This window comes from Duganella sp. Leaf126 (genome assembly GCF_001423125.1).
In the GTDB taxonomy this organism is placed as follows: Bacteria; Pseudomonadota; Gammaproteobacteria; order Burkholderiales; family Burkholderiaceae_D; genus Rugamonas.
The window spans coordinates 351,897-377,133 of the sequence record NZ_LMNW01000001.1 but is presented as its reverse complement, the minus strand read 5'-3'; the positions used below and the strand labels follow the sequence as shown (position 1 = coordinate 377,133).

General features: G+C 65.1%; 23 protein-coding genes. 17 read left to right on the top strand and 6 right to left on the bottom strand.

The genetic code is table 11. The features are described 5' to 3' along the window. Nucleotide 1 precedes the first annotated feature (1 nt). Both ASF61_RS01555 and ASF61_RS01550 read right to left on the bottom strand, forming a co-directional pair. Complete coding sequence (locus tag ASF61_RS01555; RefSeq protein ID WP_056150452.1) at nucleotides 2-595, bottom strand: GNAT family N-acetyltransferase; 594 nt, start codon at nucleotides 593-595, stop codon at nucleotides 2-4. Next, nucleotides 595-1,449 (bottom strand): MoxR family ATPase, encoded by an 855-nt coding sequence (locus ASF61_RS01550; RefSeq protein WP_056150450.1) that lies wholly within the window; start codon nucleotides 1,447-1,449, stop codon nucleotides 595-597. The genes ASF61_RS01555 and ASF61_RS01550 overlap by 1 nt, the downstream gene beginning before the upstream one ends. Nucleotides 1,450-1,681: 232 nt before the next feature. Between ASF61_RS01550 and ASF61_RS01545 the strand changes: the two genes are divergently transcribed. The 3 genes from ASF61_RS01545 to mqo all read left to right on the top strand — a co-directional run bounded on the left by ASF61_RS01545 (nucleotide 1,682) and on the right by mqo (nucleotide 4,284). Next, nucleotides 1,682-2,032 carry a cytochrome c gene (locus tag ASF61_RS01545; RefSeq protein WP_056150448.1) on the top strand — a complete coding sequence of 117 codons (351 nt, stop codon included), beginning with the start codon at nucleotides 1,682-1,684 and terminating at the stop codon, nucleotides 2,030-2,032. 62 nt (nucleotides 2,033-2,094) lie between these two features. Continuing rightward, the gene (locus tag ASF61_RS01540; protein ID WP_373994520.1) at nucleotides 2,095-2,394 is read left to right on the top strand and encodes a cytochrome c; all 300 of its coding nucleotides are present in this window, start codon (nucleotides 2,095-2,097) and stop codon (nucleotides 2,392-2,394) included. A 255-nt stretch (nucleotides 2,395-2,649) separates the two neighbouring features. Then, nucleotides 2,650-4,284, top strand: coding sequence for a malate dehydrogenase (quinone) (gene mqo / locus ASF61_RS01535; RefSeq protein ID WP_082491151.1), 1,635 nt, complete (start codon nucleotides 2,650-2,652; stop codon nucleotides 4,282-4,284). Nucleotides 4,285-4,356: 72 nt separating this feature from the next. On the opposite strand, the gene ASF61_RS01530 is transcribed toward mqo, so the two are convergent. Both ASF61_RS01530 and ASF61_RS01525 read right to left on the bottom strand, forming a co-directional pair. After that, nucleotides 4,357-4,785, bottom strand: coding sequence for a DUF1841 family protein (locus ASF61_RS01530; protein WP_056150443.1), 429 nt, complete (start codon nucleotides 4,783-4,785; stop codon nucleotides 4,357-4,359). 63 nt (nucleotides 4,786-4,848) lie between these two features. After that, nucleotides 4,849-5,487, bottom strand: coding sequence for an RNA pyrophosphohydrolase (locus ASF61_RS01525; protein WP_056150441.1), 639 nt, complete (start codon nucleotides 5,485-5,487; stop codon nucleotides 4,849-4,851). 202 nt (nucleotides 5,488-5,689) lie between these two features. Between ASF61_RS01525 and ASF61_RS01520 the strand changes: the two genes are divergently transcribed. Together ASF61_RS01520 and ASF61_RS01515 are read left to right on the top strand one after the other, a co-directional pair. Further along, nucleotides 5,690-7,426, top strand: a complete 1,737-nt coding sequence (locus ASF61_RS01520) for a proline--tRNA ligase (protein ID WP_056150439.1) — start codon at nucleotides 5,690-5,692, stop codon at nucleotides 7,424-7,426. Nucleotides 7,427-7,602: 176 nt separating this feature from the next. Then, nucleotides 7,603-8,175: a lytic transglycosylase domain-containing protein gene (locus tag ASF61_RS01515; RefSeq protein ID WP_056150437.1), complete on the top strand. Its 573-nt coding sequence runs from the start codon at nucleotides 7,603-7,605 to the stop codon at nucleotides 8,173-8,175. Nucleotides 8,176-8,271: 96 nt separating this feature from the next. Here the strand turns inward: ASF61_RS01515 and ASF61_RS01510 are convergent, their stop codons facing one another. Continuing rightward, nucleotides 8,272-8,685 (bottom strand): SWIB/MDM2 domain-containing protein, encoded by a 414-nt coding sequence (locus ASF61_RS01510; RefSeq protein WP_056150435.1) that lies wholly within the window; start codon nucleotides 8,683-8,685, stop codon nucleotides 8,272-8,274. A gap of 201 nt (nucleotides 8,686-8,886) precedes the next feature. Further along, nucleotides 8,887-10,254, bottom strand: a complete 1,368-nt coding sequence (gene ffh / locus ASF61_RS01505) for a signal recognition particle protein (protein WP_056150433.1) — start codon at nucleotides 10,252-10,254, stop codon at nucleotides 8,887-8,889. A gap of 208 nt (nucleotides 10,255-10,462) precedes the next feature. Between ffh and ASF61_RS01500 the strand changes: the two genes are divergently transcribed. The 12 genes from ASF61_RS01500 to ASF61_RS01445 all read left to right on the top strand — a co-directional run bounded on the left by ASF61_RS01500 (nucleotide 10,463) and on the right by ASF61_RS01445 (nucleotide 24,755). Then, on the top strand, nucleotides 10,463-11,566 hold the full coding sequence (locus ASF61_RS01500; protein WP_056150431.1) for a YjgN family protein: 1,104 nt from the start codon (nucleotides 10,463-10,465) through the stop codon (nucleotides 11,564-11,566). Further along, nucleotides 11,563-12,567: a M48 family metallopeptidase gene (locus tag ASF61_RS01495; protein WP_200919780.1), complete on the top strand. Its 1,005-nt coding sequence runs from the start codon at nucleotides 11,563-11,565 to the stop codon at nucleotides 12,565-12,567. The genes ASF61_RS01500 and ASF61_RS01495 overlap by 4 nt, the downstream gene beginning before the upstream one ends. Nucleotides 12,568-12,670: 103 nt before the next feature. Next, nucleotides 12,671-13,648: an ABC transporter substrate-binding protein gene (locus ASF61_RS01490; protein ID WP_056150429.1), complete on the top strand. Its 978-nt coding sequence runs from the start codon at nucleotides 12,671-12,673 to the stop codon at nucleotides 13,646-13,648. Continuing rightward, nucleotides 13,649-14,512 (top strand): ABC transporter permease, encoded by an 864-nt coding sequence (locus ASF61_RS01485; protein WP_056150427.1) that lies wholly within the window; start codon nucleotides 13,649-13,651, stop codon nucleotides 14,510-14,512. Next, the gene (locus ASF61_RS01480; RefSeq protein ID WP_056150425.1) at nucleotides 14,509-15,333 is read left to right on the top strand and encodes an ABC transporter ATP-binding protein; all 825 of its coding nucleotides are present in this window, start codon (nucleotides 14,509-14,511) and stop codon (nucleotides 15,331-15,333) included. Before ASF61_RS01485 ends, ASF61_RS01480 begins: the two co-directional genes overlap by 4 nt. A 36-nt stretch (nucleotides 15,334-15,369) precedes the next feature. Then, a complete protein-coding gene (locus tag ASF61_RS01475; protein ID WP_056150423.1) occupies nucleotides 15,370-16,176 on the top strand; it encodes an inner membrane protein YpjD in 807 nt (268 codons plus the stop codon). Further along, nucleotides 16,173-16,499: a PP0621 family protein gene (locus ASF61_RS01470; protein ID WP_056151194.1), complete on the top strand. Its 327-nt coding sequence runs from the start codon at nucleotides 16,173-16,175 to the stop codon at nucleotides 16,497-16,499. The genes ASF61_RS01475 and ASF61_RS01470 overlap by 4 nt, the downstream gene beginning before the upstream one ends. A gap of 4 nt (nucleotides 16,500-16,503) precedes the next feature. Then, entirely contained in the window at nucleotides 16,504-18,216 is a 1,713-nt protein-coding gene (locus ASF61_RS01465; RefSeq protein ID WP_056150421.1) for a PAS domain-containing sensor histidine kinase, read from the top strand. A gap of 14 nt (nucleotides 18,217-18,230) precedes the next feature. After that, nucleotides 18,231-19,664 carry a sigma-54 dependent transcriptional regulator gene (locus ASF61_RS01460; RefSeq protein ID WP_082491150.1) on the top strand — a complete coding sequence of 478 codons (1,434 nt, stop codon included), beginning with the start codon at nucleotides 18,231-18,233 and terminating at the stop codon, nucleotides 19,662-19,664. Next, nucleotides 19,661-20,293, top strand: coding sequence for a 1,6-anhydro-N-acetylmuramyl-L-alanine amidase AmpD (gene ampD / locus ASF61_RS01455; protein WP_056150419.1), 633 nt, complete (start codon nucleotides 19,661-19,663; stop codon nucleotides 20,291-20,293). Before ASF61_RS01460 ends, ampD begins: the two co-directional genes overlap by 4 nt. 276 nt (nucleotides 20,294-20,569) lie before the next feature. After that, nucleotides 20,570-23,530: a ribonucleoside-diphosphate reductase subunit alpha gene (locus ASF61_RS01450; protein ID WP_056150416.1), complete on the top strand. Its 2,961-nt coding sequence runs from the start codon at nucleotides 20,570-20,572 to the stop codon at nucleotides 23,528-23,530. Nucleotides 23,531-23,645: 115 nt separating this feature from the next. Further along, on the top strand, nucleotides 23,646-24,755 hold the full coding sequence (locus ASF61_RS01445; protein WP_056150413.1) for a ribonucleotide-diphosphate reductase subunit beta: 1,110 nt from the start codon (nucleotides 23,646-23,648) through the stop codon (nucleotides 24,753-24,755). The last annotated feature ends 482 nt before the right edge of the window (nucleotides 24,756-25,237 follow it).

The window sequence follows — 25,237 nt, the reverse complement described above, 5'->3', positions numbered from 1 at the left end:
CTCAGCTCCCGCCGTGGCGCGCCAGCCGGTACTGCAGCTGGGCCTTGATCTCGGGCCACTCGCCGGCGCTGATGCTGTACATGACGGTGTCGCGCACGGTGCCGTCGCGGCGCATGGCATGGTGGCGCAGCACGCCATCCTTTTTGGCGCCCAGCCGTTCGATGGCCGCCTGCGAGGCGTGGTTGAAGATGTCGGTGCGCAAGCCCACCAGCGCCGCACCCAGCGTGTCGAAGGCATGCGTCAGGAGCAGCAGCTTGCAGGTGGTGTTGACATGCGTGCGCTGGCGGCTGGCGGCGTACCAGGTGTAGCCGATTTCGAGGCGGCCGATGGCCGGTACGATGTCGTGGTAGCTGGTCGAGCCGAGCACGGTGCCGGTGACGGCATCGACCACCGCGAACGCCAGGCGGCTGCCGCGCATCTCGTAGGCCTTGAAGATGTAGCCGTCGACCTCGTGCGGTGCGGGCACGGACGTCACGCGCAAGGTCCACAGCTGGCCGTCGCTGGCGGCCGCGCGCAGCCCTTTGGCGTGGTGCGGCGCCAGCGGCTCCAGACGGATGCCGTGCAGTGCCAGCGTGACGGGAGCGACCGGTTTCATCAACGGTTGGCCCGGGCCATCTGCACCAGGCGCGCAAACAGGTGCACGTCCTGCTCGTTTTTCAGCAGGGCGCCGTGCAGCGGCGGCACGCCGGTCCCCTGGTCGGTGCCGTGCAGCGCCTCGGGACCGATGTCTTCGGCCATCAGCAGCTTGAGCCAGTCGAGGAACTCGGAGGTGGACGGTTTTTTCTTCAGGCCCGGCACCTCGCGCACGGTGTAAAAGGTCTGCAGGGCCTGGGCCAGCAGCTCGCGCTTCAGGTGCGGATAGTGCACTTCGACGATGCGCGCCATGGTCTCGCGGTCGGGGAACTGGATGTAGTGGAAAAAGCAGCGGCGCAAAAAGGCGTCCGGCAGTTCCTTCTCGTTGTTGGACGTGATGATGACCAGCGGCCGGTGCACGGCGCGCACCATTTCGCGCGTTTCGTAGACATAGAACTCCATGCGGTCGAGTTCGCGCAGCAGGTCGTTCGGAAACTCGATGTCGGCCTTGTCGATCTCGTCGATCAGCAGCACCACCGGCGCCGGCGCCGTGAACGCCTGCCACAGCACGCCCTTGACGATGTAGTTCTGGATGTCGCGCACGCGCTCGTCGCCGAGTTGTGAATCGCGCAGGCGCGAGACGGCGTCGTATTCGTACAGGCCCTGCTGGGCCTTGGTGGTGGACTTGATGTGCCACTGCATCAGCGGCATATTCAGCGCCGCTGCGACTTCCTCGGCCAGCATGGTTTTGCCGGTGCCGGGTTCGCCCTTGATCAGCAGCGGACGCTGCAAGGTGAGGGCGGCATTGACGGCCAGTTTCAGGTCGGCGGTGGCGACATACTGGTCGGAACCTTCAAAGCGGGGCGTGGCTTGCATGCGTGGGTCTCGGGCGTGTGGACGATGGCGACCAGTATAGAGGAGAAGGGGCGCACATGCCCCACGCTGCACTGCAAAAGAGGCGACTGCCGGTGTTGTTTCCAGCGATGATAGTGTGTAGCTTTGTCAAATTTGTTAGGTTAGAATCGCTGCACTGGTAGTGCAAAAATCAAGTTTCGCTTTCGGCAGTAAGTACGCAGTCCCTGCGTCGATTACCCACCTGGCAAAGACCATGAAAAAAATCACAGCACTTCTAGTTCTGCTCGGCGTGACCCCCATGTTTATCCAGGCCAGCAGCGCGGCCGAGATCGTCGGCAACGCCCAGGCCGCCAAAGCGAAGATCGAGATGTGCATCGGTTGTCATGGCATTCCCGGCTACAAGGCCACTTTTCCCGAAGTCTATCAAGTGCCGATGATCGGCGGCCAGGGCGCGAAATACATCGAGAGCGCGCTGCACGCCTACAAGAAAGGCGACCGCAAGCATCCGAGCATGAACGGCATTGCCGCCAGCCTGTCGGACCAGGATATCGCCGACGTCGCCGCCTTCTATGCGCAGCAAACCAAGTCCGGGAGCGTGAAATGAAACGGCTGAACCCTCTGCACCTGTTCGCTGCCGCCATCGCTGCCGGCGCACTGTCGCTGTCGATGCCTGTCCAGGCCGCCGGCAATGTGGCCAACGGCAAGGCGCTGGCCGACAAGTACAACTGCTTCACCTGCCACGGCAAGGATTACAACACGCCGCTCGACCCCAGCTATCCCAAGCTGGCGGGACAGCACCGCGACTACCTCGAACATGCGCTGACCGCCTACCAGCGCGGCAATGGCGCCTATGGCCGCAACAACGCCATCATGACCGGCCAGGTCAAGCCGCTGAGCAAGCAGGACATCAAGGACCTCGCTGCTTACCTGCACAGCTTGCCTGGCGCGCTGGTGGTGCACCGCTGAGCGGGCTACGTAGTTTTGATGCCTCTGCGTAAGTGTTATCCCCATTTTGCGCCCCGGGGCGCACTGATAGAATCGACTCCCTGAATTAATCATGGACATGCGCGCAGCCTTGCGCGCCAGCTCCGGCAGCCGTTCCCCCTCATCCGCTGCGACCGGGTGGCAGACCGCCTCCTGCGTGACGTCGCATGCCCTTTTGTCGTCGCAGGCGATAAACGGTTGCCTGGTCCATTGCCGATCACCCTGACGGAGTCAACTATGCGTAAATCAATTCTCATCCTGATGTCGTGCCTGATCCTGGCCGCATGCAGCAAATCGCCGGCCCCGACCGACGACAAACCGGTCGACGTGCTGCTGATCGGCGCCGGCACCATGAGCGCCACCCTGGGCACCATGCTCAAGGAACTCGACCCGACGCTGACCATGGCGTTTTACGAGCGCATGGACAAGGTGGCGGTGGAAAGCTCGGACTCGATGAACAATGCCGGCACCGGTCACTCGGCTTTCGCCGAACTGAACTACACGCCGGAAGCGGCCGATGGCCATATCGAAACCAAGAAGGCGGTCGACATCAACGAACAGTTCGAAGTGTCGAAGCAGTTCTGGGCCTACCAGGTCAAGCACGGCTACCTCGGCGCGCCGACCACCTTCATCAACAATGTGCCGCACATGGCCTTCGTCTGGGGCGATGACAACATCAATTTCCTGCGCAAGCGTTATGCTGCGCTGCAAAAGGAAAACCTGTTCAAGGGCATGCTGTACTCGGAAGACCCGGCCAAGATCGCCGAATGGGCGCCGCTGGTGATGACCGGCCGCGACCCGTCGCAAAAGATTGCCGCCACCCGCATGGAGATCGGTACCGACGTCAACTACGGCACGCTGACCCGCGCGCTGGTCAAGCACCTGACCGACACGCACGGCGCCACCGTCAACCTGCGCAGCCAGGTCGAAGACATCAAGCGCGGCAGCGACGGCAACTGGAACGTCACCGTCAAGAATCTCGACACCAACGTCGTCAAGACCGTGCGCGCCAAGTTCGTGTTCGTGGGCGCCGGCGGCGGTTCGCTGCCGCTGCTGGAAAAATCGGGCATCCCGGAAGCCAAGGGCTACGGCGGCGTACCGGTCGGCGGCCAGTGGCTGGTGACCACCAACCCGGCGCTGGTGGAAAAACACGCGGCCAAGGTGTACGGCAAAGCCTCGGTCGGTTCGCCGCCGATGTCGGTGCCGCACCTGGACACCCGCATCATCGACGGCAAGAAAGCCCTGCTGTTCGGACCGTTCGCAACGTTCTCGACCAAGTTCCTGAAAAACGGTTCGTGGATCGACCTGCCGGCCTCGATCGGCACCGGCAACGTGCGTCCGATGCTGGAAGCTGGCTGGGAAAATATTCCGCTGACCAAGTACCTGATCCAGCAAGTGATGAACTCGCCGGAAGACCGCCTGGCCACGCTGCGCGAGTACCTGCCGGAAGCGAAAATGGAAGACTGGACCCTGCAGAACGCCGGCCAGCGCGTGCAGATCGTCAAGGACTTGCCAGGCAAGGGCGGCGTGCTGCAGTTCGGCACCGAAGTGGTCGGCTCGGCCGATGGCAGCATTGTGGCCCTGCTCGGCGCTTCGCCAGGCGCTTCGACTGCGCCACCGATCATGATCAAGGTGTTGCAGACCGCGTTCAAGGCCAAGCTGGCGACGCCGGAATGGGATGCCAAGATGAAGGCCATGGTGCCCTCGTATGGTCACAAGCTGAACGGCGACCCGGTGCTGGCCAACAAGATCCGCCAGTACAGCAGCTCGGTGCTGGGCCTGAAAGCGTTCACGCTCGATGAAACCGGCAATGCCCAGCCGGCACCGGCCGTGGTGCCGGTGGCAGCGCTGGAAGCGCCGGTGGTCAAGTAAAACAACAGGCAGCAAGCAAAAGGCCACGCGATGCGTGGCCTTTTTTTGTGCCGCGAATTTTGTGCCGCGAAGTTAGCGGATGCGGCGCCGGACCGCCTCCACGTAGGCGTGGCCGTCGGGCGGTGTGCCGTTGCGCTGGGCAGTCCAGATCATCTCTCCCAGGCACTCCATGATTTCGTGCTGGGCCGCGTGGGCGTCGTCGAGCTTGAGGGTGAGGGCGGTGGCGGCGTCGCGGATGCCGGGCGGCTGGTCGATCGAGATCTGCTCGTCGATCGACAGGTGCATCGACAGGTGGAGGAAGGGATTGACCTGCGCGCCGTCCACCGCATAGTTGCGGCCCAGCGCCGACTCGACGTCGGCAAGGGTGTCGTGGTACTCGGGATGGTGGCGCACCCAGTCGGCGGCCATGGCCTCGATCGGGGTCAGGATCTCGTTGGCGCGCTGCTTGCGGAACACTTCGCAAAAGAAGCGGCGGACATCGTCGGAAGAAGGATTGAACATGGCAGTGATTGTACCCGCCCCGGCGTGGATGTGCCGGAACGGGTAGCGCGGCGCGACCTGGCCTCAGCTGCCGGTCTTGATGGCCGTGGGCGGCACGACGATCGCCGACGGGTCGGCGACCGGGGGCGCCACTTGCCCGCGGCGTTCGACCTCGGCACCCGTGCTGCCGGCGCCCGCGCGCGGCTGGCGCAGGTAGCGCGAACCGTGACGACGGTCGTGGCCGTTGGCCGGCCAGGTCAGGAAGCGTGACAGCTCCTGCAAGGCGCGCTGGTAGACATCGCGCTTGAACTCGATTACCACGTCGAGCGGCACCCAATACTCGTGCCAGCGCCAGGCGTCGAATTCCGGGTGGTCGGTCAGGCGCAGGTTGACGTCGTTGTCGCGCGCGCACATGCGCAACAAAAACCAGATCTGCTTTTGCCCCCGATAATGGCCGCGAATTTCGCGCTTGATAAAGTGGTCGGGCACTTCGTAACGCAACCAGTCGCGCGTGCGCCCGACGATCTTGACGTGCTCGGCCCGCAAACCGATTTCCTCTTCCAGCTCCCGATACATCGCCTGCTCAGGCGTCTCTCCGTACTTGATACCACCTTGGGGAAATTGCCATGAGTGCTCGCGCACCCGCTTGCCCCACCACACCTCGTTCTGGGCGTTGAGCAGGATGATGCCGACGTTGGGCCGAAACCCTTCACGATCCAGCATATTGCACCTCAAACTTTCTGCGACTGAGCTCCCAGCTTATATTTTTGCCCACAAAAAGACACTTCGGCGGGAATTCCGGGGTACGGAATCGGTCGAAGCACCGTGGTTTGAACGCATTTGTATAAAGTATGGACGCATCAGCCAGCTAATCCTTTAAAATTAGGTTGATTATAACTCTCTCTTTTTAAAAAGAATTCACCGTATGCGCGCCTCACGTTTTTTTATTTCCACGCTTAAAGAAGCACCAGCCGATGCAGAGATCGTCTCCCACCAGTTAATGATGCGTGCAGGCATGATCAAGCGTCTCGGTTCGGGCATCTACACCTACATGCCGGTCGGCCTGCGCGTGATCCGCAAGGTCGAAGCGATCGTGCGGGAAGAAATGAACCGTTCCGCCGCCGTCGAACTGCTGATGCCGCTGATTCAGCCGGCCGAGCTGTGGCAGGAAACGGGCCGCTGGGACAAGATGGGGGCCGAACTGCTGCGCATCAAGGACCGCCACGGCCGCGAATTCGCGTTCCAGCCCACGGCCGAAGAAGTGATCACCGATGTCGTGCGTTCGGAGATCAAATCCTACCGCCAGTTACCGTTGAATTTTTACCACATCCAGACCAAGTTCCGCGACGAGCGCCGCCCGCGCTTCGGCCTGATGCGCGGCCGCGAGTTCACCATGAAAGATGCGTACTCGTTCGACCGCGATGTGGCCGGCATGCAGGCTTCGTACCAGATCATGTATGACGCCTATGTCCGCATTTTCAACCGCTTCGGTTTGAAGTTCCGTGCGGTAGCGGCCGATAACGGCGCGATCGGCGGCACCGGCTCGCACGAATTCCACGTGATCGCCCACACCGGCGAAGACGCGCTCGTGTATTGCCCGACCTCCGACTACGCCGCCAACATGGAAGCGGCCGAAGCGCTGCCGGTCACGGCCGAGCGCGCTGCTGCCGCCCAGGCGCTGACCAAGGTCGCCACGCCGGACGCCACCAAGTGCGAACTGGTGGCCGCCCAGCTCGGCCTGCCGCTGTCGCAGACCGTCAAAACCCTGGCGCTGACCGTGGAAACCGAACAGGACGGCAAAACCGCGAAACAGTATTTCATGCTGCTGCTGCGCGGCGACCACGAACTCAACGAGATCAAGGTGGCCAAGGTGGCCGGCCTGGCCGCGCACCGTTTCTCGACCGAAGAAGAAATCGCCGAGGTCTATGGCTGCGTACCGGGCTACCTGGGCCCGATCGGCACGCGCGCACCGGTCACCGTGGTGGCCGACCGCACGGTGGCCAATATGGCCGACTTCATCTGCGGCGCCAACGAGGCCGGTTACCACTACACGGGCGCCAACTGGGGCCGCGACGTGGCTGAACCGGCCATCGTCGCCGACCTGCGCAACGTGGTCGAGGGCGACGCCTCGCCGGACGGCAAGGGCGTGCTGACCATCGAGCGCGGCATCGAAGTCGGTCACGTGTTCCAGCTCGGCACCGCGTACTCGGCAGCGATGAAAGCCACCTTCCTCGACGAAAACGGCAAACCGGCGCCGCTGCAGATGGGGTGCTATGGCATCGGCATCACCCGCATCCTCGGCGCCGCGATCGAGCAGAATTTCGACGACAAGGGCATCATCTGGCCGGCGTCGCTGGCGCCGTTCGAGCTGGTGCTGTGCCCGATGGGCATGGACCGCAGCGACGCGGTCAAGCAGGCGACCGAGCAGCTGTACGCAGAAGCCGTCGCGGCCGGCATCGACGTGATCGTCGACGACCGTGGCCTGCGTCCGGGCCAGATGTTCGCGGACTGGGAACTGATCGGCGTGCCGCACCGGGTCGTGATCGGCGACCGTGGCCTCAAGGAAGGCAACCTCGAGTACCAGGGCCGCCGCGATGCCGAGGCCACTGCCGTGCCGGCGGCCGAGATCCTGCACTTCGTGCAAGGCAAACTGGCGCAGTGAACCGTACCCTGCACGCTGTGGCGCGCCGTTTGACAGGTGGCCAGTCAGCTGCCCGTCCGTCAGGCCTGCCCGGCGGGTTGCCTGCATGGTTGCCCAGCAGGGTGCCGCCATCGCGGTGCCTCGCCGCAGCACCGCGCCGGGGTGGCAGCGGCGGGCGGGCTGCGGCGCTGGCCGCGTTGCTGACGGCGTCGCTGGCGCTGCCCGGCGCTGCGCTTGCCGGCAACCAGAAGGAGGAAGCGCTGGCCGACGCCGTGCGCGTGGCCCTGGCCACTGCCATCAAGGATCCGGCCCCGCCCAGTCCGACGTTTCGCAACGAGACCGACCGCCAGCGCTATGCGCTGTGGCTGGCCACCATGTCGGCGCGGTTGCAGCGCAAGCTGCCCGACGACCAGACCCGCAACGAGTTTCTCGCCACTGCCTGGTACGAAGCGCGCCGCGCCGGGCTCGATCCGGGCCTGGTGCTGGGCCTGATCCAGGTGGAGTCGGCCTACCGCAAGTACGCGGTCTCGCTGGCCGGCGCCCGCGGCTACATGCAGGTCATGCCGTTCTGGACCAACGTGATCGGCGACCGCAACCGCAGCGCGCTGTTCAACATGCAGACCAATCTGCGCTACGGCTGCGCCATCCTGCGCATGTACCTCGACATGGAAGGCGGCAACCTCTACCTGGCGCTGGGCCGCTACAACGGCAGCCGCGGCAAGCCCGACTATCCGAATGCGGTGCTCAGGGCGTGGAATCACTGGAAATAGCAGCATCGCGGCAAGCGCTGCGCACCAAAAGTAAAGCCCCCGGCGCGTGCGCGGCGAGGGCTTTTTCCTGGGCACGCGGCGCCGGGCCGCGGCGCGTTATTTCAGGTGGTCGGAAATGAGCTTGGTCATTTCGAACATCGAGACTTGGGCTTTGCCACCGAACACAGCTTTGAGCTTGTCGTCGGCATTGATCATGCGGCGGTTGGCCGGATCTTGCAGGTCCAGCTTCTTGATGTAATCCCAGACTTTTTTGGTCACTTCGGTGCGTGGCAGCGGTGCTTCGCCGACCACGGCGGCCAACGATGCCGACGGGGTCAGCGCTTTCATGAAGGCGGCATTCGGCTTGCGCGGTGCGGCAGGAGCGGCGGCTTTTTTTGCTGCTGCAGGCTTGGCTGCGGGTTTAGCGGCGGCAGCCTTTGCTGGTGCTGCTTTTTTGGCAGCAGCCGGCTTGTCGGTTGCGGCTGCGGCCTTCTTGGCCGGTGCTGCTGGGGTTTTTTTGGCTAGTGCCATATTCGAGCCTCCTTAACGAACACATGGAAAATTGCGCAATTGATCGCACCGGCTAATATTGGTGGGGATTTAGGTCATATGCAAGTGTTTTTCGCGTTTTAGCCTGGAAACACCACGTAATTGCGTGGCTATGCGCGCCAGTGCACCCCGACGGGGCGCGCACTGGCCGTTTTCCCTGTATTGGCGCGGTTTCCTGCAGATTTAGCGCATGCCTGGCAGCATGCCTTTCATCGACCGCATCATCTTTGCCATGCCGCCGCCGGACAGCTTTTTCATCATGGTCTGCATCTGCTCGAACTGGTTGAGCATGCGGTTTACTTCCTGCACCTGGACGCCGGCGCCTGCGGCGATGCGGCGCTTGCGGGTGGCCTTGATCAGCTCCGGCTTGGCGCGTTCCTGCGGCGTCATCGAATCGATGATGCCGACCATGCGCCGCACCTGCTTGTCGGCCTGGTCCATGTTGGCGTTGCCGGCCGCCTGCTGGAACTGCGCCGGCAGCTTGTCGACCAGGCTGGCCATGCCGCCCATCTTTTTCATCTGGCCCAGCTGCGCCTTGAAGTCGTTCATGTCGAACTTGGCGCCGCTCTTCATCTTGTTGGCCAGGTCGGCAGCGGCCTTGCTGTCGACGCCCTTGCGCGCTTCCTCGACCAGCGCCAGGATGTCGCCCATGCCCAGCACGCGGCTGGCCATGCGGGTCGGATCGAACGCTTCGAGGCCGTCGAGCTTTTCCGACACGCCGGCAAACTTGATCGGCTTGCCGGTGATATGACGCACCGACAGCGCCGCACCGCCGCGCGAATCGCCGTCGAGCTTGGTCAGCACGATGCCGGTCAGCGGCAGGGCGTCGTTGAAGGCCTTGGCCGTGTTGATCGCATCCTGACCGAGCATGGCGTCGACCACGAACAGGGTCTCGACCGGCTTGACCGCGCCGTGCACGGCGGCGATCTCCTTCATCATCGCTTCGTCGATACCGAGGCGGCCGGCCGTGTCGATGATCAGCACGTCGTGGTAGTGCTTTTTCGCCCAGTCGAGCGCGGCCAGCGCGATATCGACCGGCTTGTCCTGCGCGGTGGACGGGAAGAAGTCGGCGCCGACCTGGCCGGTGACCGATTGCAGCTGGGCGATCGCGGCCGGACGATAGACGTCGGCCGAGACGGTCAGCACTTTCTTTTTCTTTTCTTCCTTCAGGTACTTGGCCAGCTTGCCGACCGTGGTGGTCTTGCCCACGCCTTGCAGACCGGCCATCAGGATGATGGCGGGCGGTTGCTGGGCAAAGCTGATCTGGGTCGCTTCGGGGCCGAGGTCGGCGCCCATCAGGCTGGCCAGCTCGCGCTGCACCACGCCGACCAGCGCCTGGCCTGGCGACAGCGAGGAGAGGACTTCCTCGCCCAGGGCTTTTTCCTTGACGCGGGCGATGAACTCGCGCACCGCCGGCAAGGCGACGTCGGCTTCCAGCAGCGCCATGCGCACTTCGCGCAACATCTCGGCGGTATTGGCCTCGGTCAGACGGGCCTCGCCGCGCATGGTTTTGACCACCTTGGCAAGGCGTTGGGTAAGATTATCTAGCATGATGAACCTGTGGAAGCGGTGTTAGGGCAGGGCCGGCAGCAAGGCGCAAGGCCGTCGCCGGACGGACAATGGCCGTCATTTTACCTCAGGACGTGTGGCGGGCGACGGCCCGAGGGGGGGCGGACCGGCGGTGGCTGCTAATTTCTTATTGACAAGGTATTGGCATCGGCGCATCGTTCTGTTTTTCACAACTTGATGAGTTACAGCAATGGTCGATTTCGCCCAGCCGTCGGATCCGTTCGCCCCCGTCGCCCCCGCTGCCACGGTCACGCCGCCGCAGCAACTGGCCTTCCACGCCAGCGGCAGCGAGTATTTCCGCATCTGGATCGTCAACATCCTGCTCAGCATCGTCACGCTCGGCATCTATTCGGCCTGGGCCAAGGTGCGCCGCAACCAGTATTTTTATTCGAGCACCGAGCTGGCCGGCAGCAGCTTCGAATACCACGGCAATCCGCTCGCCATCTTGAAGGGCCGCATCGTGGCGGCCGTAGTGGTGGGCGCCTACGCGCTGGCGGGCAGGGTTTCGCCGCTGCTGGCCCTGGCGATGTTCGTGGTGATGGCGGCCGTGGTGCCGTGGTTCGTCTGGCGCAGCCTGCAGTTCCAGCTGCATAACTCGGCCTGGCGCGGCATCCGCTTCCGCTTCGACGGCCAGCTGCGCGACGCCTACATCAACTGCCTGCTGCGTCCGCTGCTCAATATCGTCACCCTGGGCCTGGCCACGCCATATATCTACCAGCGCCTGAAAGCCTGGCAATTCAACCAGAGCCGCTTCGGCCAGGCGCGGTTTGCCACCCGCGCCAGCGTCGGCGATTTTTACAAGCTGTTTGCTGCCTTCATGCTGTTGGGCATCGTGTTCGTGGTGGGCTTCGGTATTGTGTCGGCGATGCAAGCTTCAGCGATGATGGCGGCACCTACGCCGGCGGAGGTCGCTGCACGCAGCGCCAGTTTCGGTTTCTGGACCGGCATCGCCGTCGCGGTGTTCTACCTGCTGATCCTGTCGCTGACACCGCTGCTGATCGCGCTGATCCAGAACCTGATGTGGAATAGCGCCAGCCTCGACCGGCACACCTTCCGCTCCGACGTGCACACCGGGCGCATGCTGTTCATCATCGTGACCAATATGCTGGCCATCGTCTGCACGCTGGGCCTGTTCCTGCCGTTTGCGCAGGTGCGCATGATGCGCTACCGGATCGCATCGCTGACCGTGATCCCTGGCGGCAGCCTCGACGCATTTGTCGCCACCAACAGCGCCGACGTGGGCGCCGCCGGCGAGGGCGTGTCGGACTTCATGGACTTCGATTTCTCGCTGTGAGCGACCAGGACATCGCGCGCCTGGCCGGCCGCTATTTCGACGGCAAGACCTCGCGCCTGCACCGCGTGACCCTCGCCGTCGCCGACGGCGTGGCGCACCTGGCCGGCGACGTCGAACGCCGTGCGCCGCTGGCCAGCCTGCGCGTGTCCGAACGGGCGCGCCACGCCGCGCGCAAGGTCACCTTCGACGATGGCGCCTGGCTCGAACTCGACGACCGCGCCGCCTTCGAGCGGCTGCTGGCCGCCAGCGGCCACCGCGATTCCGGCGTGGTGCGCCTGCAGCAAAGCTGGCGCGGCGTGCTGCTGGCGCTGGCCGTCACGGTGGCCGTGGTGCTGGGCGCGTATGTCTACCTGTTGCCGGCGGCGGCCACCTCGGTGGCAAACGCCTTGCCGGTCGGCGTGGAGCGCCAGCTGGGGCAGGGCGTGCTCGAGGTGCTCGATGCGCGCGTGCTGGCGCCGAGCAAGCTGCCGCGCGCGCGCCAGGCCCAGCTGCGCGGCCAGTTCGCCGCGCTGGTGGCGCCCGAGGCCGGTGCACCGGGCTGGCAGCTGGTGTTTCGCAGCAGCCGCATCGGTCCCAATGCGCTGGCCCTGCCATCGGGCGACATCGTGCTGACCGATGAACTGGTCAACCTGCTGCAGGACGACCAGGCCGTGATGGGCGTGCTGGCGCACGAGCTGGGCCACCTGCACCGGCGCCACCTGACGCGCCGGCTGCTAGAAAGTTCGGCCGTGGCAGCGGCCACCTGGGTGATCTTCGGCGATGTCTCGAGCATGCTGGCGGCGCTGCCGACGGTGGCCCTGGACATGAAATACTCGCGCGACGCCGAGTCCGAGGCGGACGATTACGCGGTTGCCATGTTGCGCCATAACGACATCGCGCCCGAACACCTGGCCCAGGCCTTCGTCAAGCTGGGCAAGGGCAGCGATGGCCCCACCTCGTCCTACCTGTCGAGCCACCCGGCCACGGCCGAGCGCATCGCCCGTATCCGCGCAGCGCGCTGAGCGGCTGAGCGACTGAGCGGTCCGCTGCCTGCTTGACCCCGCGCAAAGCTGGAAAGTTGCCTCACGATATATATTGTCTATAGACAACTATCGGGAGGCGCGCATGAACCGCAAATCACTGTGCTCACTGTGCTGTTTGCTGGCCCTGGTGACCTTTTGCCATGCTGCGGCGGCGCAGCAGGTGGTCCGGCTCGGCAATATCAAGCTGGCCCATTTCGGCGCTGTCTCGTATATCAAGGAAATCGCGCCGCAATGCGGCTTCAAGGTCGAGGAACACGTATTTGCCAAGGGGCTGGACGTGATGCAGGCCATCATCGCCGGCGAGCTCGACGTGGGCACCACGGCGTCCGAGGCTGCCATCCTCGGCCGCGCCGGCGGCGCGCCTATTTATGTCGTGGCCGGCTTTGCGCGGGGCGGGGCGCGGCTGGTCGGGCGCAGCGACCTGCAGCTGCGCAGCGTGCGCGACCTGAAAGGCAAGCGCGTCGGCGTCACGCGCGGCGCCATCCAGGACGTGCTGCTGCTGGCCGAACTGGACAAGCACGGCATGACCGCATCGGATCAGCCGGGCAAGGACGTGCGGCTGGTGTTTCTTGCCTACGCCGACCTCAACCACGCGCTGCTGGGCCGCAATATCGACGCCATGATGCAGTCCGAGCCGCACTCGTCGCAGGCGCTGAACCAGGGTTACGGCAGCGAAATCCTGAAACCGTACGACACGCCGATCGGCGAACCGGTGCGCACCATGGTGATGACCGAAAAGTTTTACACGCAACAGCGGCCGCTGGCGGAAAAATTCATGCGCTGCTTCGTGCAGGCCACCAGGACCTTCATCGAGCAGCCGGCCACGGCCGAAAAATACGTGCGCGAGGTCGTGTTCAGGGGCCAGCTCAGCCGCGCCGATTTCGCTGCCGCCATCGGCAATTCGCCGTACAGCTACGACATCACGCCCGAACACATCCAGGTCACGGCCGATACCATGCTCAAGGCCGGCATCGGCCGCATGCGCCAGGCACCCAGCGCCCACGAGTGGGTGCGCACCGACCTGCTGGCGGCAGCCAAGAAAACCCTGGGAGTCAAATAGATGGGCGCCGTGCGTTCAGTGACGTCGGCCGGCCTGGCCGCCTTCCGGCAGCGGACCGGGGGCGCGCTGGCCGGCGCCATCGTGCCGGTACTGGTGGTCGCGCTGTGGCAGAGCGTTGTCGCGCTGGGCTGGGTCAATCCGCAGGTGCTGCCGGCGCCGCTGGCGGTGGCCCACCGGTGGTGCGACTACCTGCTGCCGCTGCAGCCCTACGACGCCAGCCAGGGCGCCTGGCTGGCCTGGGCCGTCTCCGGCGAACTGGTCGGCGATGCGCTGGGCAGCTTGTACCGGGTGGCGGCCGGTTTTGCCATCGGCGCCGGCCTGGCGCTGCCGCTCGGCCTGGCCATGGGCGCCAACGCCCGCGTCTACCGCTGGCTCAATCCGATGATGCAGCTGCTGCGGCCGATTCCGCCGATCGCCTATATTCCGCTGGCCATCCTGTGGTTCGGGCTCGGCAACCCGCCGGCCGTGTTCCTGATCGCGCTTGGCGCCTTCTTCCCGGTGCTGATGAATACCGTTGCCGGCGTGCGCCTGGTCGATGGCATCTATCTGCGGGCGGCGCGCAACCTGGGCGCCTCCGGGGCCACGCTGTTCCTGCGCGTGATCGTGCCGGCTGCCGTGCCGTACATCCTGTCGGGCGTGCGGATCGGCATCGGCACCGCCTTCATCGTGGTGATCGTCTCCGAGATGATTGCCGTAAATAACGGCCTGGGTTTCCGCATTCTCGAAGCGCGCGAATATTTTTGGTCGGACAAGATCATCGCCGGCATGGTCACGATCGGTCTGCTGGGGCTGGCGATCGACGCGGCCGTGAACCGCCTGAACAACCATCTGCTGCGCTGGCACCGCGGCCTGGAGCAGCCATGAACCCGCACCTGTCACCCCCGACCGTGTTACGTCCCCAGATCGTGATCGATGGCGTCGGCCAGGTGTTTCACACGGCCGGGCACGCCATGGTGGCCTTGCAGGATATCGACCTGGTGATTCCACAGGGCCAGTTCGTCTGCCTGCTGGGGCCGTCGGGCTGCGGCAAATCGACGCTCCTCAACGCGGTGGCCGGCTTCGTGGCGCCCACCACCGGCACCATCACCGCCGGCGGCCAGCCGGTGACCGGCCCCGGTCCCGGGCGCGGCATGGTGTTCCAGGAATACGCGCTGTTTCCGTGGATGACGGTGGCCGACAATATCGGCTTCGGCCTGCGCGTGCAGCGGCTGCCGGCGGCGGCCGTCGCGGCCCGCGTCGAGGCGCTGCTGGCCATGCTGTCGCTGAGCGATTTCAGGCACCGCTACCCGAAGGAGCTGTCCGGCGGCATGCGCCAGCGGGTGGCGATCGCCCGCGTGCTGGCGCTCGATGCGCCGATCCTGCTGATGGACGAGCCGTTCGGCGCGCTCGATGCGCTCACCCGCCGCAACCTGCAGGACGAGCTGCTGCGGCTGTGGGGGACGCTGAACCAGACCATCGTGTTCGTCACCCACAGCATCGAGGAAGCGCTGTACCTGGCCGACCGCATCGTGGTGATGACGTACCGTCCCGGCACCGTCAAGTGCGACCTGGCGGTGGACCTGGCGCGCCCGCGCGACCCGTCCGCGATCGCGTTCAACACCCTCAAGCGCGAGCTGGGCCTGCTGTTGATGGAAGAACAACAGCGCTACCACCACGACGAACTGCGCCTCGCCGGCATCGATTGATCGCTGCGGAGAAGGGCGATGGTGTAAACTGGCCGGATGCAGACCTATTTGTTCATCGCAGCCATCGCGCTGTATCTCCTGTGCGCCGCCTTGCCCGCGCGCCGTGGCACGCTGGTGTCGGCGGTGACGGTCGTGGCCTGGCTGGTGCATGGTGTCGGACTGTGGACCGACGTCGCGGCCGAGGGCTCGCTGCGGCTCGGTTTCGCGGCCATGCTGTCGTCGGCGCTGTGGGTGTCGGTGGCCGCCTACTGGATTGAAAACCGCAATTTCGGCCTCGACGGCCTGCGCCGCCTGGTCATGCCGACCGCCGCGCTCACGGTGGCGCTGCAGGCGGTGTATCCGGGCGCGCTGATCCCGCTCGGCGACAAGACCCCGCTGTTCGGCTGGCATATTGCGGTGGCCACGCTGGCCTACAGCGTGCTCACGATTGCCGCCTTCCATGCCGTGCTGATGGCGCTGCAGGAAGCCCGGCTGCACGCGGCCGCCACCGACCGCAAGAGTTTTCTGTCGGGCGCGCTCGACCAGCTGCCGGCCCTGCTGACCATGGAAAAGCTGTTGTTCCGCATGATCAGCATCGGCTTCACCCTGCTCACGCTGACCGTCGTGTCGGGCCTGGTGTTTTCCGAAGAGCTGTTCGGCCAGGCCCTCAAGTGGGACCACAAGTCGGCCTTCGCCATTCTGTCATGGGTGCTGTTCGCGGCGCTGCTGGCGGGGCGGCGCCTGCGCGGCTGGCGCGGCAAGACGGCGCTCAGTTTTACCCTGGCCGGTTTCGCCACCTTGCTGCTGGCCTATGTCGGCAGCCGTTTCGTGTTTGAAGTGGTATTGCATAAGGGATGGGCATGAGCCGGTTGATATTCTGGGTGGCCTTGATCTGCCTGATCGTGTTCGCGATCCGCAGCAAGATTCGCGGTGCGCAGCGGCGCGCCGAACAGCAGTTCCGCGCGGCGCAGCAGCGACAGCAGATGCAGCAAGCGATGGAGCAACCCCGGCAGCAACCCCACCAGCAGTCAGCGCACCGGCAGCGCGCCGGCGGCCAGGCGGCCAGCGAGGCCGAAACCATGCTCGCCTGCGCGCACTGCGGCGTGTTCTTCCCGGCCAGCGAGGCGGTGCGCTTCGACGGCGCCATCTACTGCAGCAAGGCGCACGCCGCCCTGCCACCGAACTGACGCCATGGCGCGTCTGCTAGCGGCAGCGGCTGCGCCAGGCGACCCCACTCCCGCACGCGCCACGTTCTGGCGCTCGCTGCAAACCCTCAACGCCACCCGCATCGTCATCGCGCTGGTGCTGCTGCTGTACCTGCGCTTTGACGGCGGCGGCCTGCGCGTCGCCGGCCACCACCTGTACCTGTGGACCTGCCTGACCTACCTGGCGCTGGCGATCGCGTTTGCGCTGACGGCCGTGTACGGGCAGCGCCGCTTCCTGGTCCAGCTGCTGGTGCAGATCGCCTGCGACCTGGCCATCATCTCGCTGCTGTATGCCGACGGCGGCGGCCTGCGCAGCGGACTGGCCATCCTCTACCTGTTCCCGCTGGCCGGCGCCGCCATCCTGGCGCCGCTGGTGCTGGCGCTGTTTTGCACGGCGCTGGTGGCGCTGTTCATGCTGGGCATGGGCGTGATCCAGGTGCTGGAGATGGAGGGCGAACACATCCTGCTGCAATCGGGCCTGTACGGCGCCGCGTATTTTGCGGCCGTGCTGTGCCTGAACCGCATGGCGGCGCGGCTGATCGGCCAGGAAGAGCTGGCGATCCGGCGCGGCGTGGAGATCGGCGTGCAGCAGGCAGTCAACCGGCTGGTGATGGCCGACGTGGCCGACGGCGTGCTGGTGGTCGATGCGGGCGGCCATATCCTGGCCAGCAACCCGGCCGCGCAGCAGATGCTCGGGCTGTCGGCCGCCGACCATGCCGATGGCGATGGCGATGACCACCGTGACCGCGACGGCGACCTGGCCGCCGTGCAGTCGCCGCTGGCGCTGGCCTACGCCGAATGGCGCGCCGACCCCGCGCTCGATACCGCCTTCATCACGCTCAAGCCGTATTTCAGCATCCGCCTCAAGGCGCGCTTTGCCGCCGTCGACCTGGGTCAGGTGCCGCAGGCCGGCGACGACACCGGTGAAACGTGCGCCAGCCTGGCGCGCAGCGTGATCTTCCTGCAGCAGGTCAGCGAGATCGAGGAGCGCGCCCAGCAGCTCAAGCTGGCCTCGATGGGGCGGCTCACCGCCAGCATCGCCCACGAGGTGCGCAATCCGCTGTCGGCCATCGGCCACGCCAGCGCGCTGCTGGCCGAAGATATCGACGATCCCGGCCAGCGCCGCCTGCTGCGCATCGTCGACGACAACGTCAAGCGGGTCAACCGCATCGTCGAGGACATCCTGCAACTGTCGCGCAAATCCCACGTCCAGTACGAGCCGCTGGCGCTCGACAGCTTCCTGGTCGAGCTGCGCGAGGAATTCATCGACACCGAGGGCGTGCCGCCGGACGTGATCGCCGTGTCGGTGGCGCCCGGCACCACCGTGCATTTCAACCCGCTGCACCTGCGCGAGGTGATCGCCAACCTGGTCGGCAATGCGCTGCGCTACGCCAGCGGCGCGCCGGCGTCGATCCGCCTGGACCTGGTGCGGCAGCCGAACTGGCTGGAGCTGCACGTGCAGGACGACGGTCCCGGCATCAGCGGCGAGGTGCGCGCACACCTGTTCGAACCGTTTTATACGACATCGAGCAAAGGGACCGGGCTGGGCTTGTACCTGGCGCGCGAAATGTGTTTGAATAATGATGCGCGGCTCGATTACGAATACCGCTTCGATAGTCATGGTACTTCCGACAGCCCCGCAGCCGATCGCCGTTCCGGCGGTCGCTTTGTCATCACTTTCGCGCCACCGCAAAAGTAAACGAAAGGCTGTCCATGAGCGTGAGGTCTCCCCGGGTACTCGTGGTCGACGATGAAGCCGACCTGCGCGAACTGCTGGAACTGACGCTGGTAAAAATGGGGCTCGATGTCGACAGCGCGGCCACCGTTGCCGAGGCGCGCGCGCTGCTGGCGCGGCAAAGCTACCAGCTGGTCCTCACCGACATGCGCCTGCCCGACGGCCTCGGGCTGGAACTGGTGCGCGAGGTCGCCACGGTGTACAAGAACACGCCGATCGCCGTGGTCACCGCCTACGGCAGCGCCGACAACGCGGTGGTCGCGCTCAAGGCCGGCGCTTTTGACTACATCGCCAAGCCGGTCGCCCTCGACCAATTGCGCCTGCTGGTGCGCTCGGCGCTGCGCGTGCACGACGCGACACCCGCGCCGCACGGCAGCGCTGCCGACGCGGGCCGCACCGACGGCCGGCTCAAGGGCGGATCGGCCGTGATGGTGGCGCTGCGGGCACAGATCGGCCGGCTGGCGCGCTCGATGGCGCCGATCGCCATCCACGGCGAATCGGGCAGCGGCAAGGAACTGGCCGCGCGCGAAATCCACGCCCTCAGCCCGCGCGCGGGCCAGCCGTTCATCGCGGTCAATTGCGGCGCGATTCCCGAAGCGCTGATGGAAGCGGAATTTTTCGGTTACCGCAAGGGCGCATTCACCGGCGCGGCCGAAGACCGCGACGGCTTTTTCCAGGCCGCCAACGGCGGCACCCTGCTGCTCGACGAGGTGGCCGACCTGCCGCTGGCAATGCAGGTCAAGCTGCTGCGCGCGATCCAGGAGCGGCGCGTGCGCAAGATCGGCGCCACGGCGGAAGAGCCGGTCGATGTGCGCCTGATCAGCGCCACCCATAAGAACCTGGCGCACTGCGTGGAGCAGGGCGTGTTTCGCCAGGACCTGTACTACCGCCTGAACGTGATCGAGCTGGCGGTGCCGCCGCTGCGCGAACGCCAGGACGACCTGCCGGTGCTGGCCGCGGCCATCCTGGCGCGGCTGGCCGGCGCCGGCCAGCCGGCGGCGCTGGCGCCCGGCGTGCTGGCAGCGCTGGCTGCCTACCGCTTTCCCGGCAATGTGCGCGAACTGGAAAACATCCTGGAGCGGGCGCTGGCCTTTGCCAACGACGGCGTGATCGAGGTGGCCGACCTGGCGCTCAAGGGCGGGCACGGTGGACAAGGTGGACAAGGTGGACAAGGTGACGAAAGCGGGGCGGCGCTGCCCGCCGTGTCGGCGCCGCCGTCCCTGCCGGCAGCGCCCGGCGACCTGCCGGCCAGCCTGCCCGACTACCTGATCGCCATCGAGCGCGATATCATTGTGCGGGCGCTGACGCAGACCCAGTTCAACCGCACCCAGGCCGCGCAACTGCTGGGCATCAGCTTCCGCCAGCTGCGCTATCAGATGCAGAAACTGAACATCCAGGAACCCGAAACATGACCGCACGCGCCGCCAAGGCAGCCAACGCCGCCATCGCGGCGATCGATGCCGGGGGCTGGTGGCCGGCCGCTGCGCGCTACGACAGTCCGTTCATCGACGAGCGTCCCGACCCGCACGACATCTCCCTGATCGTCATCCACAACATCGGTCTGCCGGGCGGGCGGGCGGGTGGGCCGCACGTGTCGGACCTGTTCACCGGCCGCCTCGACTATAATATCGACCCTTCGCTGGCGGACTTGCGCGGGCTGCGGGTGTCGAGCCATTTCTTCATCCGGCGTGACGGCCGCGTGGTGCAGTATGCGCCGGCCGGCGCCCGCGCCTGGCATGCAGGCGTCTCGGTCTTCCGCGAGCGGGTAAAATGTAACGATTTTTCGATCGGTATCGAGCTCGAAGGCAATGACCGCACGCCGTTCGAGGCGGCCCAGTATGCGGCGCTGGCGGACCTGACCGGCGCCTTGCTGGCGCGCTATCCGATCACCGATATCCAGGGGCACGAACACGTCGCGCCGGGCCGCAAGACCGACCCCGGCGCGTTTTTTGACTGGCAACGATATGCCGACTGCAGCCCGCTGTTAGTGCCCGCTAACCCCGGACTGCGCGTAGTAAAAGGGCTTCCACAAAGTCAATAGTAATTTGCTGGCAAGCGCAAAATTTCCCGCTTGTCTTCAACGGATCCGACTACTACAATCAGTGTATCCATTTCGAGTCAGCACTAGATATAGTAGTTTCGTGACACTGGTTCCCGGTCCTCCGGGAACGTCGTCCGCACCCACTTTGCCGTCTCAAGCAGTACCTGGCCAGCCTGGTTCGCCCGGCTGCACGCTGTATCTTTGCCATCTTGTTTGCCATTTTATTTACAACATACGACGCGCAGCATGGCTGCACGCCGTTATCGGGGAGCTTCAATGCAATCTACTCAAGACACCACCTTCAATCCAGCGCTGGTCCCAGCAGCCGCTGCGAGCGCCGCCAGCAGCCCGTCCACGGCTGCCAGCGATCTCGGTGACTACCGCATCATCCGCCGTAACGGCGCGGTCGTCGCGTTTGAACCGTCGAAAATCGCGATCGCCATGACCAAGGCCTTCCTGGCCGTGAACGGCGGCCAGGGTGCTGCCTCGGCGCGCATCCGCGAACTGGTAGAGCAGCTCACCGACAGCGTCGTCTCGGCCCTGGTGCGCCGCCAGCCTTCGGGCGGCACCTTCCACATCGAAGACGTGCAGGACCAGGTGGAACTGGCGCTGATGCGCTCGGGCGAGCATGACGTGGCCCGCGCCTACGTGCTGTACCGCGCCAAGCACATGGAAGAGCGCCGCGCCGCCAAGGCCGCGCAGGGCGGCGCTGCCGCCATCACCGCGCCGCAGATCCACGTGCTGGAAAACGGCGAGCGCAAGCCGTTGGAAATCTCGCGGGTCACGAGCCTGATCAACGCCGCCTGCATCGGCCTGGAAAAGCACGTCGATGCCGACGCCATCGTGGCTGAAACCCTGAAAAACCTGTACGACGGCGTGCCGGTCGAAGAGCTGCACAAGTCCGCGATCCTGGCTGCCCGCGCGCTGATGGAAAAAGACCCGGCCTACTCGCAGGTGACGGCCCGCATCCTGCTGCACACGATCCGCAAGGAAGTCTTCGGCAAGGAAGTCGCGCAGGGCGCCGCCGCTGCCGAGTACCTGACCTACTTCCCGCAATACGTCGCCAAGGGCATCGAAAACGAACTGCTCGACGCCAAGCTGGCCGAGTTCGACCTCGACCGCCTGGCCCGTGCACTGGTGGCCGACCGCGACCTGCAGTTCGGCTACATCGGCCTGCAGACCCTGTACGACCGCTACTTCCTGCACGTGCGCGACGTGCGCATCGAAATGCCGCAGGCGTTCTACATGCGCGTGGCCATGGGCCTGGCGCTCAACGAACAGGACCGCGAAGCGCGCGCCATCGAGTTCTACCACCTGCTGTCGTCGTTCGACTTCATGTCGTCCACGCCGACGCTGTTCAATTCGGGCACGCTGCGCTCGCAGCTGTCGTCGTGCTACCTGACCACCGTCTCGGACGACCTCGAAGGCATCTACGACGCCATCAAGGAAAACGCGCTGCTGGCCAAGTTTGCCGGCGGCCTCGGTAACGACTGGACCCCGGTGCGCGCCCTGGGCGCCCACATCAAGGGCACCAACGGCAAGTCGCAAGGCGTGGTGCCGTTCCTGAAAGTGGTCAACGACACTGCCGTCGCGGTCAACCAGGGCGGCAAGCGCAAGGGCGCGGTCTGCGCCTACCTGGAAACCTGGCACATGGACATCGAAGAATTCCTCGACCTGCGCAAGAACACCGGCGACGACCGCCGCCGCACCCACGACATGAACACGGCCAACTGGATTCCCGACCTGTTCATGAAGCGCGTGATGGAAAAGGGCGAGTGGACGCTGTTCTCGCCATCGGATACCCCGGACCTGCACGACCTGGTCGGCAAGGCCTTCGAACGGGCGTATGTCGCGTACGAAGCCAAAGCTGCCGCCGGCGAGATCCGCGTGTTCAAGAAGATCGCCGCGCTCGACCTGTGGCGCAAGATGCTGTCGATGCTGTTCGAAACCGGCCACCCGTGGATCACCTTCAAGGACCCGTGCAACATCCGTTCGCCGCAGTCGCACGTGGGCATGGTGCACAGCTCCAACCTGTGTACCGAGATCACGCTGAACACCGGTCCCGACGAAATCGCCGTCTGCAACCTCGGCTCGGTCAACCTGCCGGCCCACATGAAAGAAGGCAAGCTCGATCACGTCAAGCTGCAGAAAACCATCCGCACCGCGATGCGCATGCTCGACAACGTCATCGATATCAACTACTACGCCGTCGATAAGGCACGTAACGCCAACATGCGTCACCGTCCGGTGGGCATGGGCGTGATGGGCTTCCAGGACTGCCTGCACATGATGCGCGTGCCGTTCGCCTCGCAGGAGTGCGTGACCTTTGCCGACACCTCGATGGAAGCGGTGTGCTACTACGCCTACCTGGCCTCGACCGAGCTGGCCGAGGAGCGCGGCCACTACGCCTCGTACAAGGGTTCGCTGTGGGACCGCGGCATCCTGCCGCAGGACTCGATCCGCCTGCTGGCCGAAGAGCGCGGCGGCTACCTGGAGCAGGACCTGTCGTCGAGCATGGACTGGACCCCGGTGCGCGAGCGCATCGCCAAGTTCGGCATGCGCAACTCGAACTGCGTGGCGATCGCCCCGACGGCCACGATTTCGAACATCATCGGCGTTTCGGCCTGTATCGAGCCGACCTTCCAGAACCTGTACGTGAAATCGAACCTGTCGGGCGAGTTCACCGAGATCAACAGCTACCTGGTGCGCGACCTGAAGGCGCGCGACCTGTGGGACGAGGTGATGATCGCCGACCTCAAATACTTCGACGGCTCGCTGACCAAGATCGACCGCATCCCGGACGACCTGCGCGACATCTACGCCACCGCCTTCGAAGTGTCGCCGAGCTGGCTGGTGGAAGCAGCGTCGCGTCGCCAGAAGTGGATCGACCAGGCCCAGTCGCTGAACATCTACATGGCCGGCGCGTCGGGCAAGAAGCTCGACGAGACCTACAAGCTGGCCTGGCTGCGCGGCCTGAAAACCACGTACTACCTGCGCACCACGTCGGCTACCCACACCGAGAAATCGACGTCCAAGACCGGCGCCCTGAATGCCGTGGCAGTCGACGGCGGCATGTCGGCCAGCGCCCGCGCTGCCGCGCCGGTGGCGCCGGTGGCACCAGTTGCTGCCGCTGCCGCAGCAACCGCCGTCGCCGCCTCGGCCGACGAAGCCGACGGCGAAGCCTGCTACCTGCGTCCCGGCGACGACGGTTTCGAGGAATGCGAAGCCTGCCAGTAATCCGCCACGGTGCCGTGACCCCGGCTGCACCTGCAGCCGCGTCCATGCACCGCCAGCCTCCGCACCGCCGTCCCGGATAGCCGGGACCCTACATATATATAGAAGGAACCACATCATGTCGCTCTCCTGGGACGAAGACACCACCCCGGCCGCACCAGCGGCCATCCACGCCGCGCCGGCAAGCGAAGGCACCGCCGAGCAGGTGGCGCGCCGCGTCAACGCCGACGACAAGCGCATCATCAACGGCAAAACCGACGTCAACCAGCTGGTACCGTTCAAATACAAATGGGCCTGGGACAAATACCTGGCCGGCTGCGCCAACCACTGGATGCCGCAGGAAGTGAATATGCAGCGCGACATCGAGCTGTGGAAGAACCCGAACGGCCTGACCGAGGACGAGCGCCGCCTGGTCAAGCGCAACCTCGGCTTTTTCGTGACGGCCGATTCGCTGGCCGCCAACAACATCGTGCTGGGGACCTACCGCCACATCACGGCGCCCGAGTGCCGCCAGTACCTGCTGCGCCAGGCCTTCGAGGAGGCGATCCACACCCACGCCTACCAGTACATCGTCGAGTCGCTGGGCCTGGACGAAGCCGAGATCTTCAACGCCTACAACGAAGTCAAATCGATCCGCGACAAGGATGAATTCCTGATCCCGTTCATCGACACGCTGACCGACCCGGCCTTCACCACCGGCACCGTGGAAAGCGACCAGCAGCTGCTCAAGTCCCTGATCGTGTTCGCCTGCCTGATGGAAGGCCTGTTCTTCTACGTCGGCTTCACCCAGATCCTGGCGCTGGGCCGCCAGAACAAGATGATGGGCGCCGCCGAGCAGTACCAGTACATCCTGCGCGACGAATCGATGCACTGCAATTTCGGCATCGACCTGATCAATACCATCAAGATGGAAAACCCACTGCTGTGGACGCCAGCCTTCAAGGAAGAGATCAAGCAGCTGTTCCTGAAAGCCGTGGAACTCGAATACGCGTACGCCGAAGACACCATGCCGCGCGGCGTGCTCGGTCTGAACGCCACCATGTTCAAGGGCTACCTGCGCTTCATCGCCAACCGCCGTGCGACCCAGATCGGCCTCGAGGCGCTGTTCGACCAGGAAGAGAATCCGTTCCCGTGGATGAGCGAAATGATCGACCTGAAAAAAGAGCGCAACTTCTTCGAGACCCGCGTGATCGAATACCAGACCGGCGGCGCGCTGAACTGGGACTGAAGATCCGCTCCCCGTCGTCAAAAAAACCCGGCCTTCTGCGCCGGGTTTTTTTTCGTCGCGGGGCTGCCGTTCACGGCGCACGATAGTCGTTCACGATGGATGCCAGCTGAAGTCATAGCGTCGGCGAACGACCGGCGCGCATGCCCACGCAGTCGCACCGCTTCGAAGCGCGCCAATGCCCACAAGGGTTCTTGCCGAGGCGCGCGCGTGCCGCGCATCTCCCGCATGCAGTACCCATGCGGCGCACCACTGCATTGTGCTTGCCATTCCCCGGACTCTGTCTCATAATCGCGACGAATTTGAAAATGGCAGGTGAGGGCAATGCGCAGTCGGTGCGCGGGTGCTGCGGGAGTCGCAAGCGGTGGGTGCGCGGCGCGTGCAGCGCCGGCCGCCAATCGCAGACACCCAGGCGCAGACTGGTGCGCTTTGAAGCGGGAAGTTTTCTCGCGGCGCGGCGGGCGCGCTGTGCGGACCGGTGGCGC

Excerpts from the sequence above, each read along its gene's own strand:
- ASF61_RS01545 (WP_056150448.1), top strand. The coding sequence starts at position 1,682 with ATGAAAAAAATCACAGCACTTCTAGTTCTGCTCGGCGTGACCCCCATG.
- ASF61_RS01530 (WP_056150443.1), bottom strand. The coding sequence starts at position 4,785 with ATGTTCAATCCTTCTTCCGACGATGTCCGCCGCTTCTTTTGCGAAGTG.
- ASF61_RS01490 (WP_056150429.1), top strand. The coding sequence starts at position 12,671 with ATGAACCGCAAATCACTGTGCTCACTGTGCTGTTTGCTGGCCCTGGTG.
- ASF61_RS01485 (WP_056150427.1), top strand. The coding sequence starts at position 13,649 with ATGGGCGCCGTGCGTTCAGTGACGTCGGCCGGCCTGGCCGCCTTCCGG.
- ampD (WP_056150419.1), top strand. The coding sequence starts at position 19,661 with ATGACCGCACGCGCCGCCAAGGCAGCCAACGCCGCCATCGCGGCGATC.
- ASF61_RS01550 (WP_056150450.1), bottom strand. The coding sequence starts at position 1,449 with ATGCAAGCCACGCCCCGCTTTGAAGGTTCCGACCAGTATGTCGCCACC.
- ASF61_RS01445 (WP_056150413.1), top strand. The coding sequence starts at position 23,646 with ATGTCGCTCTCCTGGGACGAAGACACCACCCCGGCCGCACCAGCGGCC.
- ASF61_RS01470 (WP_056151194.1), top strand. The coding sequence starts at position 16,173 with ATGAGCCGGTTGATATTCTGGGTGGCCTTGATCTGCCTGATCGTGTTC.
- ASF61_RS01510 (WP_056150435.1), bottom strand. The coding sequence starts at position 8,685 with ATGGCACTAGCCAAAAAAACCCCAGCAGCACCGGCCAAGAAGGCCGCA.
- ASF61_RS01460 (WP_082491150.1), top strand. The coding sequence starts at position 18,231 with ATGAGCGTGAGGTCTCCCCGGGTACTCGTGGTCGACGATGAAGCCGAC.
- ASF61_RS01465 (WP_056150421.1), top strand. The coding sequence starts at position 16,504 with ATGGCGCGTCTGCTAGCGGCAGCGGCTGCGCCAGGCGACCCCACTCCC.
- ASF61_RS01540 (WP_373994520.1), top strand. The coding sequence starts at position 2,095 with ATGCCTGTCCAGGCCGCCGGCAATGTGGCCAACGGCAAGGCGCTGGCC.
- ASF61_RS01520 (WP_056150439.1), top strand. The coding sequence starts at position 5,690 with ATGCGCGCCTCACGTTTTTTTATTTCCACGCTTAAAGAAGCACCAGCC.
- ASF61_RS01525 (WP_056150441.1), bottom strand. The coding sequence starts at position 5,487 with ATGCTGGATCGTGAAGGGTTTCGGCCCAACGTCGGCATCATCCTGCTC.
- ffh (WP_056150433.1), bottom strand. The coding sequence starts at position 10,254 with ATGCTAGATAATCTTACCCAACGCCTTGCCAAGGTGGTCAAAACCATG.
- ASF61_RS01480 (WP_056150425.1), top strand. The coding sequence starts at position 14,509 with ATGAACCCGCACCTGTCACCCCCGACCGTGTTACGTCCCCAGATCGTG.
- mqo (WP_082491151.1), top strand. The coding sequence starts at position 2,650 with ATGCGTAAATCAATTCTCATCCTGATGTCGTGCCTGATCCTGGCCGCA.
- ASF61_RS01555 (WP_056150452.1), bottom strand. The coding sequence starts at position 595 with ATGAAACCGGTCGCTCCCGTCACGCTGGCACTGCACGGCATCCGTCTG.
- ASF61_RS01450 (WP_056150416.1), top strand. The coding sequence starts at position 20,570 with ATGCAATCTACTCAAGACACCACCTTCAATCCAGCGCTGGTCCCAGCA.
- ASF61_RS01475 (WP_056150423.1), top strand. The coding sequence starts at position 15,370 with ATGCAGACCTATTTGTTCATCGCAGCCATCGCGCTGTATCTCCTGTGC.
- ASF61_RS01500 (WP_056150431.1), top strand. The coding sequence starts at position 10,463 with ATGGTCGATTTCGCCCAGCCGTCGGATCCGTTCGCCCCCGTCGCCCCC.